The 17,112-nt window shown below is 68.5% G+C and carries 17 protein-coding genes; 7 read left to right on the top strand and 10 right to left on the bottom strand.

Annotated elements, in window-relative coordinates; genetic code table 11:
• Position 1: 1 nt before the first annotated feature.
• Genes A9X00_RS07790 through A9X00_RS07770 form a run of 5 tightly spaced genes read right to left on the bottom strand, consistent with a single transcriptional unit; the run spans position 2 to position 4,425 of the window.
• Positions 2 to 1,204: a thiolase family protein gene (locus tag A9X00_RS07790; RefSeq protein ID WP_067151434.1), complete on the bottom strand. Its 1,203-nt coding sequence runs from the start codon at positions 1,202 to 1,204 to the stop codon at positions 2 to 4.
• A complete protein-coding gene (locus A9X00_RS07785; protein WP_067151431.1) occupies positions 1,201 to 1,647 on the bottom strand; it encodes a MaoC family dehydratase in 447 nt (148 codons plus the stop codon). The genes A9X00_RS07790 and A9X00_RS07785 overlap by 4 nt, the downstream gene beginning before the upstream one ends.
• A 7-nt stretch (positions 1,648 to 1,654) precedes the next feature.
• A complete protein-coding gene (locus tag A9X00_RS07780) occupies positions 1,655 to 2,155 on the bottom strand; it encodes a MaoC family dehydratase N-terminal domain-containing protein (protein ID WP_067151428.1) in 501 nt (166 codons plus the stop codon).
• Entirely contained in the window at positions 2,148 to 3,257 is a 1,110-nt protein-coding gene (locus tag A9X00_RS07775; RefSeq protein ID WP_067151425.1) for an acyl-CoA dehydrogenase family protein, read from the bottom strand. Before A9X00_RS07775 ends, A9X00_RS07780 begins: the two co-directional genes overlap by 8 nt.
• On the bottom strand, positions 3,247 to 4,425 hold the full coding sequence (locus tag A9X00_RS07770; RefSeq protein WP_067151422.1) for an acyl-CoA dehydrogenase family protein: 1,179 nt from the start codon (positions 4,423 to 4,425) through the stop codon (positions 3,247 to 3,249). The genes A9X00_RS07775 and A9X00_RS07770 overlap by 11 nt, the downstream gene beginning before the upstream one ends.
• A gap of 150 nt (positions 4,426 to 4,575) precedes the next feature.
• On the opposite strand from A9X00_RS07770, the gene A9X00_RS07765 reads away from it, so the two are divergent.
• The 3 genes from A9X00_RS07765 to A9X00_RS31215 all read left to right on the top strand — a co-directional run bounded on the left by A9X00_RS07765 (position 4,576) and on the right by A9X00_RS31215 (position 6,296).
• Positions 4,576 to 5,181: a TetR/AcrR family transcriptional regulator gene (locus tag A9X00_RS07765; RefSeq protein WP_067151419.1), complete on the top strand. Its 606-nt coding sequence runs from the start codon at positions 4,576 to 4,578 to the stop codon at positions 5,179 to 5,181.
• Positions 5,178 to 6,002, top strand: coding sequence for a hypothetical protein (locus A9X00_RS07760; protein WP_067151416.1), 825 nt, complete (start codon positions 5,178 to 5,180; stop codon positions 6,000 to 6,002). Before A9X00_RS07765 ends, A9X00_RS07760 begins: the two co-directional genes overlap by 4 nt.
• Positions 6,003 to 6,131: 129 nt before the next feature.
• Positions 6,132 to 6,296, top strand: coding sequence for a hypothetical protein (locus A9X00_RS31215; RefSeq protein WP_197515094.1), 165 nt, complete (start codon positions 6,132 to 6,134; stop codon positions 6,294 to 6,296).
• Positions 6,297 to 6,441: 145 nt separating this feature from the next.
• Here A9X00_RS31215 and A9X00_RS07755 read toward each other — a convergent pair whose 3' ends face one another.
• The gene (locus A9X00_RS07755) at positions 6,442 to 9,162 is read right to left on the bottom strand and encodes an FHA domain-containing protein (protein WP_197515095.1); all 2,721 of its coding nucleotides are present in this window, start codon (positions 9,160 to 9,162) and stop codon (positions 6,442 to 6,444) included.
• Between the two features lie 116 nt (positions 9,163 to 9,278).
• On the opposite strand from A9X00_RS07755, the gene A9X00_RS07750 reads away from it, so the two are divergent.
• On the top strand, positions 9,279 to 9,479 hold the full coding sequence (locus A9X00_RS07750; RefSeq protein ID WP_067151413.1) for a hypothetical protein: 201 nt from the start codon (positions 9,279 to 9,281) through the stop codon (positions 9,477 to 9,479).
• A 46-nt stretch (positions 9,480 to 9,525) separates the two neighbouring features.
• Here the strand turns inward: A9X00_RS07750 and A9X00_RS07745 are convergent, their stop codons facing one another.
• Positions 9,526 to 10,596 carry an alpha/beta hydrolase gene (locus A9X00_RS07745; protein WP_067151410.1) on the bottom strand — a complete coding sequence of 357 codons (1,071 nt, stop codon included), beginning with the start codon at positions 10,594 to 10,596 and terminating at the stop codon, positions 9,526 to 9,528.
• 156 nt (positions 10,597 to 10,752) lie between these two features.
• Here A9X00_RS07745 and A9X00_RS07740 point away from each other — a divergent pair, with 156 nt between their 5' ends.
• Positions 10,753 to 11,598 (top strand): SDR family NAD(P)-dependent oxidoreductase, encoded by an 846-nt coding sequence (locus A9X00_RS07740; RefSeq protein ID WP_067151509.1) that lies wholly within the window; start codon positions 10,753 to 10,755, stop codon positions 11,596 to 11,598.
• A 5-nt stretch (positions 11,599 to 11,603) separates the two neighbouring features.
• Here A9X00_RS07740 and A9X00_RS07735 read toward each other — a convergent pair whose 3' ends face one another.
• Both A9X00_RS07735 and A9X00_RS07730 read right to left on the bottom strand, forming a co-directional pair.
• Positions 11,604 to 12,107 (bottom strand): isoprenylcysteine carboxyl methyltransferase family protein, encoded by a 504-nt coding sequence (locus A9X00_RS07735; protein ID WP_067151506.1) that lies wholly within the window; start codon positions 12,105 to 12,107, stop codon positions 11,604 to 11,606.
• Between the two features lie 10 nt (positions 12,108 to 12,117).
• Positions 12,118 to 13,224, bottom strand: coding sequence for a type III polyketide synthase (locus tag A9X00_RS07730; RefSeq protein WP_082974843.1), 1,107 nt, complete (start codon positions 13,222 to 13,224; stop codon positions 12,118 to 12,120).
• A 114-nt stretch (positions 13,225 to 13,338) separates the two neighbouring features.
• Between A9X00_RS07730 and A9X00_RS32320 the strand changes: the two genes are divergently transcribed.
• Positions 13,339 to 13,461, top strand: a complete 123-nt coding sequence (locus tag A9X00_RS32320; protein WP_255363058.1) for a hypothetical protein — start codon at positions 13,339 to 13,341, stop codon at positions 13,459 to 13,461.
• A gap of 191 nt (positions 13,462 to 13,652) precedes the next feature.
• Here A9X00_RS32320 and A9X00_RS07725 read toward each other — a convergent pair whose 3' ends face one another.
• A complete protein-coding gene (locus A9X00_RS07725; protein WP_156771979.1) occupies positions 13,653 to 15,887 on the bottom strand; it encodes a molybdopterin-dependent oxidoreductase in 2,235 nt (744 codons plus the stop codon).
• A gap of 83 nt (positions 15,888 to 15,970) precedes the next feature.
• Between A9X00_RS07725 and A9X00_RS07720 the strand changes: the two genes are divergently transcribed.
• Positions 15,971 to 16,885 carry a TIGR03564 family F420-dependent LLM class oxidoreductase gene (locus A9X00_RS07720; protein ID WP_369830730.1) on the top strand — a complete coding sequence of 305 codons (915 nt, stop codon included), beginning with the start codon at positions 15,971 to 15,973 and terminating at the stop codon, positions 16,883 to 16,885.
• Positions 16,886 to 17,112: the final 227 nt, after the last annotated feature.

The following is a 17,112-nucleotide window of genomic DNA, read 5'->3' as shown; positions in this document are numbered from 1 at the left end:
GCTAGTCCCCCCGGATCAGCAGGGCGACCTGCTCGCTCATGATCCCGCCGTTGCCGGTGACGAACCCGACGTCGCAGCCGGGCACCTGCGTGTCGCCGGCCCGGCCCATCACCTGACGCGCGCCGTCCACGACGTGGTGCATGCCCCCCGCCATCCCGGCCTGACCGAAGGACAGTTGACCGCCCGCGGTGTTGAGGGGAAAGTCGCCGCGGTAGGTCAGATCGTGGTCGCCGATCCAGGACATGCCTTGGCCTTTTGCGCAGAAGCCGGCGTCCTCCAGGCTCATCAGCACGGTGATGGTGTAGCAGTCGTAGATCGAGGCGACGTCGACATCGGAGTGGCTCAGCCCCGCCATCGCGAACGCCTTCTCGGCGGCACGCGCGATCGGCGTGCGCAGCAGGTCGTCAGCGTAGGTCGGGGTCTTGAACGCGATGTGCTCACCGAAGCCCGTGATCCACACGGGGCGATGGCGGCTTCGGCGTGCGATGTCGGCGTTCGCGACCAGGACCCCGGCTCCCCCGTGCACCCGCATCACCGTCTCGAGCATGTGGATGGGATCGGCGATCATCGGGCTGGCGAGAACGTCGTCCACCGTGATCGGGGTGCCGTGGAACACCGCGCCCGGATGCGCGCAGGCGTTGGCGCGCTGGTCGACCGCGATCTTGGCGACGGCGGCGGCGTCGTAACCGAACTCGGCCGCGTAGCGCTGGGCGATCTGGGCATAGGGTGCGTTCTGGCCGACGTTGCCGTACGGGATCTCGAACTCGGCCTGCGGGGAGCCGTAGGTGTTCGACGACGCCCCATACCAATTCGGCGCGGGTGGCGGGCGCCTCTGGGACTGCGGCATCGAGGCAGACCCTGGGACGACGGCCAGCGCGGCGTCGCAGATGCCGAGCTCCACGGCCGCCGCGGCGCGCCACACCATTCCCGCCGAGGTGGCTCCCCCCAGGTCCACCCGCTCCCCGAAATCCAGTGCTATGCCGAGGTATTCGCACAGTGTGGCCGGGGCGAACATGGTGGATTCGGCCACCCCGTGGGTGAGCAGGCCGTTGACGCAGCCGGGGTCGACGCCGGCGTCCTCAATGACCAGCTTCGCCAACAACGCGTACTGGTCGAGGGTGAACCGCGGCGGCCCGCTTGGTCGCTTTTCGGCGGGCAGCTCGGCGATCCCGATGATCGCCGCTTCCCCGCGCAGCCCGGTCACGACGGCGTTCCGCGTCGGGGCAGCTCGACGGTCGCCGTTCCCGGCATCAGCACGGTGTCGTCGCGGCGCCCGGCGATCTCGAGATCCAGGAGTCCGGCGCCGTTTTCGGCAAGGCGCTTGCCCGTGACTTCCCCGCCGAAGCTGAGCGCCTGGCCGGGATATGCGACCGCCCGGTTCTGCACCGAGAAGGACACCAGGCGGCCGCGTCCGCCGATCCAGTCGCCGATCGTGCGGGCCAACAGGGCCGCCTGCAGCGGCCCGTGCACGAGCACGTCGTCGTAGCCCTCGACGGCGCGGGCCCACTCCTTGTCGTAGTGGATGCGGTGGCCGTTGTAGGTGGCGGCGCTGAAGAAGAACAGCTGCGTTTCGTCGACGGTGACCGTCAGTGTGGGCATCCGGTCGCCCACGGCGACGTCCTCGTAGAACACCTGGTTGGGTTGCATTGCGCTCCTACGGCCGCGCGATCATCGACGTCGACGCCTCGGCGACGAGGTCGCCGTGCTGGTTGCGGTACACGGTGTGCCAGGTGACCAGCACGAATCTTCCTGAGCGGCCCTGTTTTTCGACGATGGATTCGATGGTGCGGACCATCTTGACCTCGTCGCGGTGGTAGGCAGGCAGGTGGAAGGTGAAGCTCTCGCCGCCGGCCATCCGCTTGGGGGCGCGCGGAAACGCGAGGCTGCCCGAGGCAGCACCGGAGGATCCGTCGGGGCGCAGCCCGGCCAGCCGTGTGACACCCAGGACGGCGTATTGCAGGAACAGCGGGGGGCAGATGATGTCGCGAAAGCCGTTGGCCCGGGCGTACTCCGGGTCGAACCACAGCGGGTTGTGGTCACCGACCGCCGCGGCCCAGCGCTGCCAATCGCGCCGGTTCACCTCGCCCGTCGCGGACGCGGCGACGGTGCCCACCCGCGAGGCCGATTCGGCGTCGATCAAGCCGTCCTCACTCATTCATGCTCTCCTCCAGCCAGGCCGCGGCGACGTCGGCGCCACCGCCAAGTGTCGAGCCGAGCCGCGCCCGCTCGCTCCACAGATGCAGGTCGGTCTCGGTGACATAGCCCATCCCGCCGTGCAATTGGTGGGCGTCAAGGGTGATCAGCCGGGCCGCGGCGGCGGCGTGCATGCGCGCGATCGCCGTCTCCCGGGTGGCGAGCTGGCCGCGCGCCAGCCAAAAGACCGCGGAGTGCGCGGCCAATCGCGCCGCCGCCAGCGCGATGTGCATGTTGGCGATCAGGTGCTGGGCCGCCTGGAATGACGCGATCGGGCGACCGAACTGGTGACGCAGCTTGGTGTACTCGACGGTGCGGTCCAGCACGGCCTGCCCGACGCCGACCAGGTCGAGGGATCCCAGCGCCACCGCGCTGTTGGCGACGCGCCGCAGCGCCGGCCGGTCGACGTCGCCGAGCAGCGCGCCCGAGTCGACGGCCACGCCGTCGAATCGCATTGTGCACGACCGGTGCCCGCCGGCCATGGCGATCGGCTCGATGGTCAGGCCGCGCGCGTGCGTGTCCGCGACGAAGACCAGCGTGCGCGCGCCGGCCGCGGCCGACACCACGACGACGTCGGCAAGGTCGGCGTCGCTGACGTAGTCCACGGTGCCGGTCAGCCGCCAGCTGCCGGCCGAGTCGGGTTCGGCGCCAAGCACCGGGGCGATGACGGCGGCGTCGCGGGCGTTCCACAGCGCGGTGGCGCCGCGGATGGTGCCGCTCGTCAGCCGCGGCAGCCACTCGGCCTTGGCGCGTTGGGGGCCAAGCTGATCGATCGCGAGCGCGGCCTCGATCGTGCTGTGCGCCGTCGTCGGGCAGAGGGCGCGCCCGGCCTCGGTGTAGAAGACGGCGAGATCTTCGACCGACCCCCCGGAGCCGCCGTGCTCCTGGGCGATCGCCAGCCCGAAGACGCCGGCGTCGGCCAGCGCTTTCCACAGCGCGGGGGTGCTTCGGTCCGCGCCGGCATCGGTCAGGCCGCGCACCAGGCTCGTCGGGCTCTCCGCGGCCAGCAGCGCGCGCAACGTCGCGGCGAACTCGCGCCGCTCGGCGGTCGGCCTAACGTCCATACGACGGCATCCCGTGGCCGCGCTGGGCGATGATGTCGCGCAGGACTTCGTTGGTGCCCCCACCGAAACGCATCAGCGGGGCGGCCCGGTACAGCCGCTCGAATTTGCCGCCCACCGGCGCGTCCGGCCCGCGGTGCGCCAGCAGCCCGTCCGGCCCGAGCACGTCGAGCGCCAATTCGGCGATGCGCTGGCGCAATTCGCTGGTGAAGACCTTCTCGACGCTGACCTCGACGGTCGGGATGACGCCGCCGTCGAGGATCGACGCGGCCTCGTAGCCCATCAGCGTGGCCGCCTCGACGTCGGCCTCGGCCCGCGCCAACCGGCGCCGCAGCGCCGGGTCGTGGGCGGGAACCGACCCGTCGCGCCGCGGGCGTCGCGCCAGATCGATCAGGTCGTCGACGGCGCGGCGCAGGTCGCCGGCATTGGTCAGCGCACCGCGCTCCAGGTCGAGGGCGCCGGTGATGTAGGTCCAGCCCCGGTTGACCTCGCCGATGAGGTTGGTGACCGGGACGCGCACGTCGTGGAAGTGCACCTCGTTGGTGCGATAGCCCGACCACGCGTACAGCGGGCGGATTTCGATGCCCGGGCTGTCGATTGGCACGATGATGACCGAAATCCCGCGATGGCGCGCGGCATTCGGGTCGGTGCGCACACACAGCCACTCGTGGGTGGCGCGCTGGGCGCCGCTGTTCCAGGTCTTGGTGCCGTTGATCACCCATTCCCGGCCATCGCGGATCGCGCGGGTGCGCAGGCTGGCCAGGTCGGTGCCCGCGTCGGGCTCGGAATAGCCCACCGCACAGATCATTTCGCCCCTGGCGATCGGTGGCAGCCATTCGGTTTTGTTCTGCTCGGTGCCGTGCCGCATGATCATCGGCGCCACCGAGGTGACCGTCAGGTCCGGCCCGGGCACGCCCCAGTATTCGAACTCGCTCATCAGCAGGTGCTGGTGCACGGCGCCGAGGCCCAGCCCGCCGTACTCGCGCGGCCAGTTGAGCCCGAACCAGCCCTTCTCGCCGATCTTGCGTCGAAACCGGGCGACCTCGCCGTCGGGGAATTCCAGGTCATGCTCGGCGAGTTCGGCCCGCAATTCCGCGGTGACGTTCTCGTGGAGGAATTCGCGAACCTCGGCCAGCCACGCGCGTTGCGCGGCGTCGAGTTCGAAATCCATCCCGGCCCCTTTGCCCCAGATGAGGTGACGTGCCCTCTCAGTGTGCTCAGCCGCCGTCGTCACCGCCAGATGCCCGTTCCATTGACCGAGCTTTCTGCTCGCTGACGGTCGTCATTGACGAGCGTCAATAAACCGGGTACGTTCGCTCGTATGCCTTCGACGCAGGTGGTGAGCGCACGGGAGGCGCAGCGGCTGCAGACGCGCGCCCGGTTGTTCGACGCCGCCGTCGCCGAGATCGCGAGGTCGGGATTGGCGGGCACCGACGTCGCCGCGATCGCCTCGGCGGTCGGGGTGGCGCGGGGCACGTTCTATTTCCATTTCCCGACCAAGGAACACGTGCTGGCCGAGCTGGAACGCGACGAAGAGTCCAAGATCGTGGCGATGCTGGCCGCCGAAACCAGCGCGGGCGGCGACCTGAGGTCGATGATGACTTCGCTGGTGCGCCAGGTGCTTGCGGCCGAGGAGCGGCTGGGGCCGGTCGTCTTCCGGGACATGCTCGGGCTGCACTTCTCGGCGACGCGCCCCATCGAGGACCAGCTCGGCGAGCACCCGCTGGCCGAGTTCGTCATCGCCGCGATCACGGAAGCGCAGGCCGCGCAACGGGTGTCGCCGGACGCGGACGCCGGCGAACTCGGGGCGATCTTCCTGACCGGGCTGTTCGCATTGCTGGTCACCACTGCAACGGCGCCCCGGTCACGCGTGGCGCTCCTGGACCGATACGTCAAGACCATCGTCGACGGAATGGAGGCATCATGACCAGCACGGCCATCGAAGGCTATCGGGACTTTCTCGTCCGTCGGGACGGTGATGCGGATCTGCTGCATCGCCGACTGTCCAGCCGGGAGGAATTCTTCGGATCGCTGGAGGCCGACCCGGTTCGCTCCAGCCGGCCCATCGATCGGCAAGTGTTCCTGCGGAACCTGCGCCGCCGCCGACCCGAGGCCGGGCTCGCCCCTGAGATGCTGTTCCTGTTGGCGACCGCGAAACTGAACCAGGCGGAGCGATTCGGCGTCGACCTGGGCGATACCTACGGACGGATCGGCGGCGCAGACCAGCCCCCCGAGCGGGTGTACCTGGCGCTCGAGGAGCACTACCACACCCGGCTGCTGAGCTACGTGCTGGACATGTTCGGTCTGCCGTTCCAGGTCGTGGTGCCGCCTTTCGTGATGCGGCAATTCGTCAAGATGGAAGTCTTCCTGCCCGAGCGATTCGGATTCGCTTTCGTGGGCGCCGCGGAGATGGCGGGCTGCATCATGTTCGACGAGTTGCGCCGGGTTGGTGTCGAGTTGTTCGCCGACGAGCCGGACGTGGCCGCGCGGATCGACCGGCTGTACACCGAGATCCTCACCGACGAGCTGGGCCACGTCGGCTACTGCGCGGCGCGGTGCACCCGCTCCGAACGGGCGTTAATGCGTTGGCTCTACCCGCTTTTCGGACGCCTGTTCGCGCGCCAGACGGCCGAGATCAGCCTGCTCCTCGACCCGGGGAAGCTGCGCGCGCGGCTGCGCGAACCCTTCGACGTGGACGGGCTGGCCGCCGGCGTGCCCAACGAAACCTTTGTCGCCGTGCGCCCCTGACCCGTATCGCATCCGTTCACCGGATGTAAAAACGCTGTCAATCTCCCGTAAAAACGCTTCGCCGGGATCGCGGATCCGTGGCCGGACTGCGAAAATTTTCTCAGCCCCCACGCGCAGAGGAATGAAGCCATGCCCACCCTTGAGACACGCCTCCGCCAGGAGTTGCGCGATTGCGCCCTTGAGTTACGGCAACTCGCCTACACGGTGCCGAACGGGGTCGGTGAGCACGCCCTGCTGCAGTTGTCGGATCGGATGCGCGCCGCCGCCGAGCACGTGGTGCGAAAGGGCGCCTAGGGCTTTGCGTGTGAACCCTGGGCTTTGCGTGTGAGCCCAGGGCTTTCAGTGTGAAGCCAGGGCGGGAAGATCGCGATTTCACCGCCCTGAGTGCACACCGAAAACCGCCAGCGCACACTCAACCGCCTCCCAGGACCCCGAAAGATCAGCCGCCCTTGAGGCGAATCTTCCAGCGGACGAAGCCGAGATACACGGCGCTGAGCAAGATCAGCATGCCCATGTCGAACCACCACGCGCCGGCGGTGTGATGCCAGTGCGAGTCGTGCGGCGTCTGCGGAACCTTGTCCTGCAGGCTGAGCAGGTCAACGGTGGACGCCGACGCGGCGAAGCCCCATCTCGCCGGTGTGGCCCAAGACATTTGGTCCAGCCCAAGGCGATCGGTGACCGGAATCATGCCGCCGGAGAACACCAGCTGCGACATCACCGCCACCACGAGCAGGGGCATGATTTGCTCATTCGACCTGGCGATCGATGACAACAGCAGCCCGAGCATCGCCGAGGCGACGGTCGTCATCGCGACGTCGACGAACAGCTCCAGGTTGGGAATCCCCAACGCCACGGCACCCTGCGTCGGGCCGCCCTTCCCGGCGATCGCGATGACGGTCACGATCGCGGACTGAACGACCGCGAACACCGTGTACACGAACACCTTCGCCAACAGGTACGCGGAAGTCGACAGGCCGACTGCCTGCTCGCGCAGGAAGATCGCCCGCTCACCGATCAGATCCCGGATCGTCAGCGCCGTTCCCATGAAGACCGCGCCGACGTTGAGGAGCACCAGAATTTGCGCCGGCTCGGTGGGCGCGGCGCCCATCGGGTCCGGTCTGCCGAAGCCCACATCGCCGGGCACCGACATCGACAGCGAGCCCATGATGAACGGCAGCAGCGCGAGGAACACGAAATAGCCGCGGTCGGAAACGATCAACCGCACCTGCCGCCGCGCGATCGTGGAGAACTGCCGCAACAGGCTCGTGTGCGACGGGTCGCCGATTTCGGCGGGTTTCTCCGCCGGCGGTGGCGGCGGGGGCGGGCCCGTCCGCGCCAGGTAGCGCGCCTTGGCGCCGTCGGGATCGCCCGCGACCGTGCTGAAGATGTCGGCCCAGTTCGTCGTGCCCATCGCCGGACCGATCTGGCTCGGCGGCCCGCAGAACGCCGTCTTGCCGCCGGGGGCCAGCAGCAGGACCTGATCGCAGACGTCCAGGTAGGTCAGCGAGTGGGTGACCACGAGCACCACGCGGCCGGCGTCGGCCAGCTGGCGCAGCATGGTCATCACCTGGCGATCCAGGGCCGGGTCCAGGCCGGACGTCGGCTCGTCCAGGATCAGCAGCGACGGTCCGGTCAGCAGCTCCAGCGCGACCGACGCGCGCTTGCGCTGGCCGCCGGACAGCTTGTCGACCCGGGTCTGCAGGTGCTGGGTCATCTCGAGTTCCTCGAGCACCCGGGCCACCACCTGGGCGCGGTCGTCCTTGGTGGTGTCTGGCGGCAGCCGCAGCTCGGCCGCGTACATCAAAGCCTGCTGCACGGTCAGCTGCCCATGCACCACGTCGTCCTGCGGGACCATCCCGATCCTGCTGCGCAGCGAGGCGTATTCGGCGTGCACGTTGTGGCCCTCGAAGGCCACCGTGCCCTTGGTCGGGTGGGTGTAGCCGGCCACCAACCGCGCGAACGTCGACTTGCCCGCTCCGGACGGGCCGATGACCGCGGTCAGCGTTCCGGGCTGTGCGCCCAGTGAGATGTCGTCGAGCAGCACCTTGTTGTTCTCGATCGTCCACGTCACCCCGCGCACGTCGAGGCCGCCGGTGCGCGTCGCGGTCGCGGACTCGTCCCGCCGGGCCAAGGTGCCGCCGGCGAAGACGAGGTCGATGTTCCCGATCGTGACGACGTCGCCCTCGTGCAGCACGGCCGTCTCGACCCGGGCGCCGTTGACGAAAGTCCCGTTGATACTGCGGTTGTCGTGGATCTCGGTGCCCTGCGGCGTCGGGATCAGGGTCGCGTGGTGGCGCGATGCCAGCACCTCGGGAATGACGATGTCGTTGTCGTTGGCGCGGCCGATCTTGACCGCGCCAGGCATCGACACCAACCCTGTTCGGCCTGGCCGCAGGATCTTCATCATCGACGTCGCGATGTTCGCCGCGTCAGGGACGCGGCCGGTCTCCGCGGCCACCGGCTCCGGGACGCGGCCGGTCTCGGATTCCGCCGGTGGCACCTGCATGGGTTGCGCCCGGTAAATCTTCGGCGCCTGCTGCGGTTCGCTGGGCGGTCCGGTCGGATGTCCGCCGGTCGGCTGCCAGGGCTGGGGCCCGGTGGGCGGATGAATCGGCTGCGGCCCACTCGGCGGATGCATCGGCTGCGGCCCGCTGGGCGGATGGATCGGCCTGGGCACGCTCGGCGGATGCGTCGGCTGGCGGACCGGGGCCGACGGCGACTGCTGCGGCTGGCCGGGCCAGGGCGTACCGACCTGCTGCGGCTGGCTCTGGGACGCGGGGGCGCTCGGTGTGCGCGCCGTGTAGATCGGTATCGACGTGGTCAGGGGCGGACGTCCGGCCGAACCCTGGTGGCGGCCGACTTCGAACGTCAGCGCCGGTCCGTCCGGGTTGCCGATGTTGACCCGCAGGCCGTCCTGGATGTCGACGGCCGGCACCCGACGGTTGTGGACGTAGAGGCCGTTGAGGCTCCCGTTGTCGACGGCCATCCATCGACCCTGGTCGAAACGCACGATCAGGTGCGTCCGGGAGATCAGCGGGTGGGCGACGCGGACGTCCGCGCGAAGATCACGCCCGATTACGACGTCGGTGCCTGCTGCGAAGGTGCGCTCCGATCCCTCGTACCGCACGGTCAGCACTGGCGGGGCTGGTGGGCTCACGATGACCAACTGTATCGGCAGCGGGCCGAATTGCAGGTCAACTAGTCAACGCCTTTCCCGACGCCGGCGTACGCGTGCGGGCGAAGTTTTGGTGACCGTGCCGGGGGTAACCCGCCGGGATGCCCGACAGCGATGGCCGATTCCCCGACGACGTGCCCGTGGCCGACGCGGTCGAGCAGCAGCGCCCGACCGCCGACCTGCCGGACAACGAAGACCTGGATACGGGCATGCCGCTCGAGGCGGCGGCTTCCGACTGGCAGGAACAGCGGGAAACCGTCCTCATCGATCCCGAGCTCGAGGAACCCGAGCAACGCGAATGACGACCCAATATTGGGCCGCCAAATGACTTCTATTCCTAAATGTGGGCTATCCCGCCGCCGCGGCGATGCGCTCAGCACGGTGCTTGGCGCCGAGTTTCCGGGCGTAAGGCAACGTGTTCGCCTCACCGGTCACCTCTTTGATGAAATCTCCGAGATAGCGAATGGCCCGCCTGCCTTCCGGCAATATGTCGGCGGCCAGCGGGAAGTCGTGGATCTGGCCGTCCCACAGGTGAAGGTCGCAGCGAACTCCGCTGAATTGCAACCGTTCGGCCATGAGCTCGGCGTCGGGCAGCAATAGTTCGTCGGAACTCGCGTGAATGGCGACCGGCGGCAAGTCGGAGAGGTCCGCGTCAACCGGTGACTCGACGCGGCGCGCGGACGTCCCGCTGCCCTGCGGGACGCGCACCTCGCCGAGGTACCGGGCGAACATCGACAGCGCGCCGCGGGTGAACATCGAGCACCGCCGGGAGTTGCGGTGCCGCAGCTTCCGGGTCGGGTCCGCGTCTGTGAACGGCGAGATCGCCGCGACGCCGGCCGGCCTGGGTAGCCCGGTCCGGATGGCGGCGAGCGTAGTCATGAACGCGAGGTATCCGCCGGCCGAATCGCCGGCCACCACCACCTGGTCGCCCTCGTAGCCACGCTCCTGCAACCAGCGCAGGCCGCACATTCCGTCCTCGATCGCGTCGGCGATCTGATGCGACGGCAGCTTGCGGTATCCGACGGTCAGCACCGCGGCGTCCGCCGCTTTCGACAGCCGGGTCACCAATGATCGGTGCGTGTTGAGGCCGCAGGTAAGGAACGCCCCGCCATGCAGGTAGAGAATCGCGCGTCGGGGCGAGACGCCGGGCGCGCGCACCCATTCCGCGGGACAGCCGTCAAGCCGCACCGGTTCGATGCTGGCCCCGGACGGAAAATGCTGCAGCAAACCGGCCAACTCGTCGACGTACCCCAGGGGCCAATGCAAATTCGGCTGAATGGCCCACGCGCGCACTATGTTCTTGACGAAAAGCCGACTGGCCAACGACACCGCAAATGATTGCGGACTGTGCCGGTGGTGTACCCGTCGGTTCATTGCGTGGCTTGGCAATACCCGGCGTCGATCTGGCTTCGTCTGCATTTGTATTCAACCTCCGTAGAGGTAAACGGAGTACCCGGCCCAAATCGGGAATAACGCCCGATGAATCCCCGGCAAATGTTGGCTTCCTCACTGTTTGGTGCGCGCGGGAGTTGGGTAACGCCGCCGGGACCCATCCGGGTGCCGCAAGATATGACCATGACAGAGGCAATGCAGCCCGGCGCGCTGCTGGCCCACCGGGTCGCGGTGGTGACCGGCGGCGGCGGTGGCATCGGCGCGGCAACCGCGCGACTGTTCGCCCAGCACGGCGCCCGGGTGGTCATCGCGGACATCGATGCGCAGCTCGCCGGGCGGGTTGTCGACGAGATCACCGCCTCGGGTGGTTCGGGGCTGGCCGCCGTGACCGACGTTCGGGACGAGGGCCAGGTCGGCGCATTGGCGCGGACGGTGCTGGATCGCTATGGCCGGGTCGATGTGCTGGTGAACAACGTCGGCCACTGGTTGCGGCACCCGGGTAACTTCGTCGACACCGACCCACAGCTGTGGGACGACCTGTACCGCGTCAACCTGCACCACGTTTTCCTCGTCACGCACGCGTTCCTGCCCGCGATGATCGAGCAGCGGGCCGGCGCGATCGTCAACGTCTCGTCGGTGGAGGGGTTGCGCGGCTATCCCGAGGATCCGGTCTATGCCGCCTTCAAGGCGGCCGTCATCCATTTCACCCGCAGCCTGGCCGTGCAGGTGGGCCGCGACGGGGTGCGGGTCAACGCGATCGGCCCCGACGTCACCGAGTCGCTGCAGGTGCCCTACTCGCAGTGGCTGTCCCCGGACGAGCAGACGCAGTGGCCGCAGTGGGTGCCGGTCGGGCGGATGGGGCTGCCCGAGGACCAGGCCCGGGTGATCCTTTTCCTCGCGTCGGAACTGTCGGCGTTCGTCACCGGCCACACCATCCCGACGGACGGCGGGACCGGCGCGGCGGGCGGATGGTTCCGCTCGTCGCGCCGGGCCGACCGGGAGTGGACGAACCGTCCCGTCGCTCCCTGATATTGCTAGGCGTAGCCCAAGGCGGCGTTCTCGGCGCGGATCCGCACCGTGAGCACCAGGGCGTTCGCCAGGCTGAACACCATTGCGGTGAGCCACGCCGAATGCACCAGCGGCAGCGCGGCAACCTCTGCCGCGACCGCGGTGTAGTTGGGATGACGGACCCATCGGTACAGCCCGTCCCGGACCAGCGGCGCGCCCGGGAGCACGATGAGCCGCGGATTCCAGCGTTTGCCGAGCGCCGCGACGCACCGCCAGCGGACCACGGTGCTCAGCACCACGACCGCGAGCATCGGCCATCCCAGCCACGGGATGAACGGGCGGCGCATCGCCCACACCTCCACGATGCACGAAACCAGAAGCAGCGCATGCATGCTGACCATCGCCGGGTAGTGGTCGCGCCCGAACTCCTTGCCTCCGTGCGCGAATGACCACTTGGCGTTGCGTTGGGCGACCGCGAGTTCGACCAACCGCTCGGCGCCGATCGCAACGATGAACAGGTAGTAGTACATGGTCACTCCCTCACCACTGCAGCAGCAGCAACTCGAAGCTGAAGCCCGGACCCATCGCCAGCATCACCCCGAGCGATCCCGCCGGCGGCGGGTCTGCGACAGTTCGGCGCAGGACGTCGAGCACGGACGCCGACGACATATTCCCGTTCTCCCGCATGGAGTCTCGGCTGTGGGCCAGCGCTTCCGCCGGGAGACCCAGCGCGTGCTCGATCGAATCGAGCACCTTCGGGCCGCCGGGATGGCACACCCAGGTGGAGACGTCCGCGATGGACAAATCGTGGTCGGCCAGGAAGCCGTCGACCTCGGCGCGCAGATAATCGTCGGCCATCTTCGGGACGTCGCGCGACATCACCAGCTGGAAGCCGCTCGAGCTGACGTTCCAGCCCATGACGTCGACGGTCTCGGGAACGACGCGACTGCGCGTCGCCAGGACCCGGGGGCCCCGATTTCCGTTGCGGCCCGAACGGATTCGGTCGGCACCGACGGCGACCACCGCCGCCGCACCGTCGCCGAACAACGACACGCCGATCAGGGCCGGGATCGAGGTGTCGTCCCGTTGCAGCGTGAGCGAACACAGCTCCACCGACAGCAGCACGGCCACATCCCCCGGGTAGCCGCGCAGGTAATCGTGGACCCGGGCCATGCCGGCGGCACCCGCCACGCAGCCGAGCCCGAACAGCGGGGCGCGCTTGATGTTGGGCCGCAACCCGATTCGCGACATCAACCGCGCGTCGATGGTCGGCACCGCTATGCCGGTGCTCGACACCATCACGATGGTGTCCACCTCGTGCGGTTCGATGTTCGCCGCGGCCAGCGCCTTGTGAATCGCCCGCTCCCCCAGGTCGACGGCCACCTCCACGTATGTGTCGTTCGCCTCGGTGAATCCGCTCAGCTTCGGGTAACGCGACAGCGGCAGCGCAAGGCTGCGGTGGTCGACCCCGGTGGTCTGCGCGAAGCGCATGAAACCCGGCTCCGAGAACTCGGTGAGCTCGCGTGCCACCTCATGCTGGCCGTAGCGGTGCGGCGTGAAGGCCACCGCGGTTCCCGCGATGCGCGGGGCGCCCCGCCGGTGGGCGGCGGCGTGGTTCGCCGATGTGGAATACGTTGTTGCAGTCATACCCACCCGACGACCGCCGGCACGTCAAAGGTTCACCCGAAGCGGGCTGGGGTGAGCCGAAACACATTTCGACCGGTCGGGAAAATGCTCAGCTTCCCCCGACAGGGTGGCCCGGTGCTCGACCTGTTCGGCCTGCTGCTCCGACTGCTGAACCTCCTGCTGGATTTGCAGCTGTTGCTGCAGCTGGGCTTCGTCGTCGACGTCCGTGGCGAAGCTCCGGTCGGCCGAGTTCACTGATGCGCCAACGGTTTTCGTACTGTCCGGCCGCGCGGCGTGGACACCGCCAGCGTGGCGAACGTCGCGACGCCGCCGAAAAACGTTTGGACCAAAACGATCTGCCCGTGCTCCGCCATCCCGCCATGCTGCGGGATCCCGTTATCAGCGGGCTGGACGGTTGTTGTCGATCAGCTGTGAAACCCCCGCGAGGCTCACACCGTCTGCGCGGGCCGAAACCGGGCCTGGTCGTCGATGATCGTCACCGGGATGCCGTTGAGGGCACCGTTGCCGGAGGGTTCGTCGAGGAACGTCGGCGGGGACAGCACGTTGGTGTTGGCCCCGGGTGAACCGTTGGCCACCGACATCCGCGTGCCCGGTTTGCCATGCCCCCAGCCGTGCGGCATCGACACGACGCCGGGCTTGATCGCGTCGGTCACCTCGACGGGCACCCTGATCTCGCCGGCCGCCGATTTCACCGTGACGACGTCGCCGTCGGTGACGCCGCAGCGGGCCGCGTCGTCGGGGTGGATCAGCAGGGTGCACCGGTCCCTGCCCTTCATCAACGCGGGCACGTTGTGCATCCAGGTGTTGTTCGATCGCAGGTGCCGGCGGCTGACCAGAACCAGCGGCTCGGCCGGCCGCTCCAGGCGGGCCGCCAGCCGCGGCAGGTCGTCGAGCAGGTACTGGGGCGCGAGGCGGATTTTCTTGTCGAGGGTGCCCAGGATGTCGGGCAGCTGCGGCACCATCGGGCCGAAGTCGATACCGTTCGGGTTCGCCTTGAGCAGGTCCAGGGTGAGCCCGCCCGGGTTCTTGCCGTACTGGTCGCCGAAGGGCCCGGTTCGCAGCGTGAGGTCGAGCATCCGTTCCGGGCCGCCGTGCTCGTAGAGCTTGCGGATCTCCGCGCCGTCGACTCCCTGGGTGAAGGCCAGGTAGTCGAAGAACCCGTCGTCGATGGCGGCGACGTCGACGTCCTCGGCGGGTGTCCCGGTGCACAGGCCGGTGAGCCGTATCAGGATCTCCCATTCGTGTGGGCGATCGCCCGGATCGAACACCGGGGCCGAGTAGTTGGCGATGCTGTGGATCGCGAAGAGCAGGATCAGGTCGTCGTGGTGCGGCTGCTCGAGCGGGGACAGCCCGGGCAGGATCACGTCGGCGTGGCGCGTCGTCTCGTTGAGCCAAAGGTCAACGGAGATCATCGCTTCCAGCATCGGCAACACCTCGTCGAGCTTGTCGCCGCCGGGCGTCGATAGCACCGGGTTGCCGGCGACCGTGATCAGCGCCTTGAGCTGGCCCTCGCCGGGTGTGGCGATTTCTTCGGCCATGCACGACACCGGGGCCTGCCCGAGAACCTCCTTCGCGCCGCGCACCCGCGTGCGCCAGCGACCGAATTCGGCCAGGCCGCCCTCCAGGCCGGGCAGGGGCTGTGTGGTGATCGACCAGGCCGCCGGCTTGGGGAACATCGCGCCGCCGGGCGTGTCGAAATGGCCGGTCAGAATGTTGATCACGTCGACCAGCCAGCTGGCCAGGCTGCCAAATTCCTGATTGCACAAGCCGATTCGCCCGTACACGACCGCCCTCTCGGTGCCGGCGAGTTCGCGGGCCAGCCGGCGAATGCGGTCTTCGTCGATGCCGGTGACCGCGCTCACCCGCTCCGGCGGCCACTCGGCGGCGACCCGGCGCATCGTGTCGAGCCCGTCGACGTGCGGTCCCGCGTTCACCAGGTCCTCGTCGAAAAGGGTGTGCGCCACGGCCAGCAACAGCGCCGCGTCGGTGCCCGGAACGATCGGAAGCCACTCGTCGGCCTGGGCGGCGGTCTGGGTGCGCACCGGGTCGATGACGATCACCTTGCCGCGTTTGCGAATCCCGTTGATCAGGCCCATCACGTCGGGCGCGGCCAGCAGCGAGCCCTGCGACGCGGCGGGGTTGGCGCCCATGATCACCATCAGGTCGGTGCGCTCGATGTCGGGCACGGGGAAGTTCCACCACAGGCCGTACATCAGGTGCGACGACAGGTTCTTCGGCCACTGGTCGACGGTCCCGGGCGAGTACGTGACCGGCATCCCGGACATGCCCATCAGCACGCCCGCATACCGGGCCAGCGAAAACGAGTGCGCCAGCGGGTTACCGGTATAGGCGGTGACCGCACCGATCCCGTACTTCTCGATCACCGGAGTGAGCAGTTCGGTGCAGCGGCGAAATGCCGCGTCCCAGCTGACCTCCTGCCACTGCCCGTCGACCTTGATCATCGGGCGCCGGATGCGGTCCGGGTCCTCGTGCACCGCGGCCAGCGACACGCCCTTCGGGCACAGGTGCCCGCGGCTCCAGACGTCGTCGCGGTTGCCGCGGATGCTGGCGACTTTGCCGCCCTCGACCTGAATTTCCAAGCCGCACATCGCTTCACACAGTGGGCAGGTGCGCAGATGCCTGCCGTCATCGCCGGTCGCCACCCACCCACTGTATTCCGCTACTGCCGGTAGCGGAAGTAGCATCTTGAAGAAGGCGAAAGAGAGGAACACAGGTGCAGATCAGCGTGAATTGCTTCCTCAGCGACAACCCGTCCCGGTCGGTGGTCGACGACTACGTATCGGAGCTCGCGATGCTGCGCGACGAGGGATTCCGGCGGTCCTGGGTGGCTCAAATGCCTTGGCAGGCAGACGTGTTGACTGTCCTTGCGGTCGCGTTCCGCGAGGTCGACACGATCGAGATCGCGACGGGTGTGCTGCCGATCCAGAACCAGCAGCCGATGCTGATGGCGCAGCGCGCGCTCACCCTCAGCTTGATCTCCGGTGGCCGATTCATCCTCGGGCTGGGCATGACCCATCGCATAGTCACCGAGGGAATGTGGGGGATTCCGTGGGACAAGCCGGTGCGCAGACTCGGCGAATACCTCGACGGCCTGCTGCCCTTGCTGGATGGCAAGGATGCCAACGCCACGGGCGAGACGGTGACCACCCGCGGGTCGGTGCGCGTTCCCGGTGCCCCGACACCTCCGGTGTACATCGCTGCCCTCGGCCCGCAACTGCTGCGGCTTACGGGCCGGCGCTGCGCGGGCACGGAGACCTGGATGACCGGCCCCAAGACCCTGGCCGAACACGTCGGGCCCACCCTTCGCAATGCGGCCGCGGAGGCCGGCCGACCGGAGGGCGAGGTGCGGGTGGCCGCCTCGCTGCCGATCGCGGTCACCGACGACGTCGACGGGCTGCGCGCGCAAGCCGCCGAGCAGTTCGCGGTCTACGGGCAAATGCCGTCATACCGGGCGATGCTGGATCGGGAGGGCTACCGCGACCCGCAGGACGCGGCCCTGATCGGCGACGAGGCGACCGTCACGGAACGCCTCGAGGAACTGCGCGCGGCCGGGGTCGACGAATTAGTCGCCTACGCATTCGACGAATCCGACGAGGGACGTGCCCGCACCCGGAGCCTGCTGCGGACCTACGCCGGCTGATCGGCCGTCGGCGTTGGGTGTGAACTGTGGGCCTTGCGTGTGAATCCTGGGTGGGAAGATCGCGCGATTCCCGCCACTTGTACACGCTGAAAGCCCTGGATTCACACGCCGCCAGCTAAGTTCGCGTGTGAATCCTGGGCTTTGCATGTGAATCGTGGGCGGAGAAATCGCCCAGAGCCCGCCACTGCCTCACACTCAAAACCGTCAGCTCACACAACGCGACTGGG

Origin of the sequence: Mycobacterium sp. 1245805.9 (assembly GCF_001672915.1) — a bacterium.
GTDB lineage: Bacteria > Actinomycetota > Actinomycetes > Mycobacteriales > Mycobacteriaceae > Mycobacterium.
Note: the sequence above shows the minus strand (reverse complement) of the source record. Positions and strands in the feature narration are given on the sequence as shown.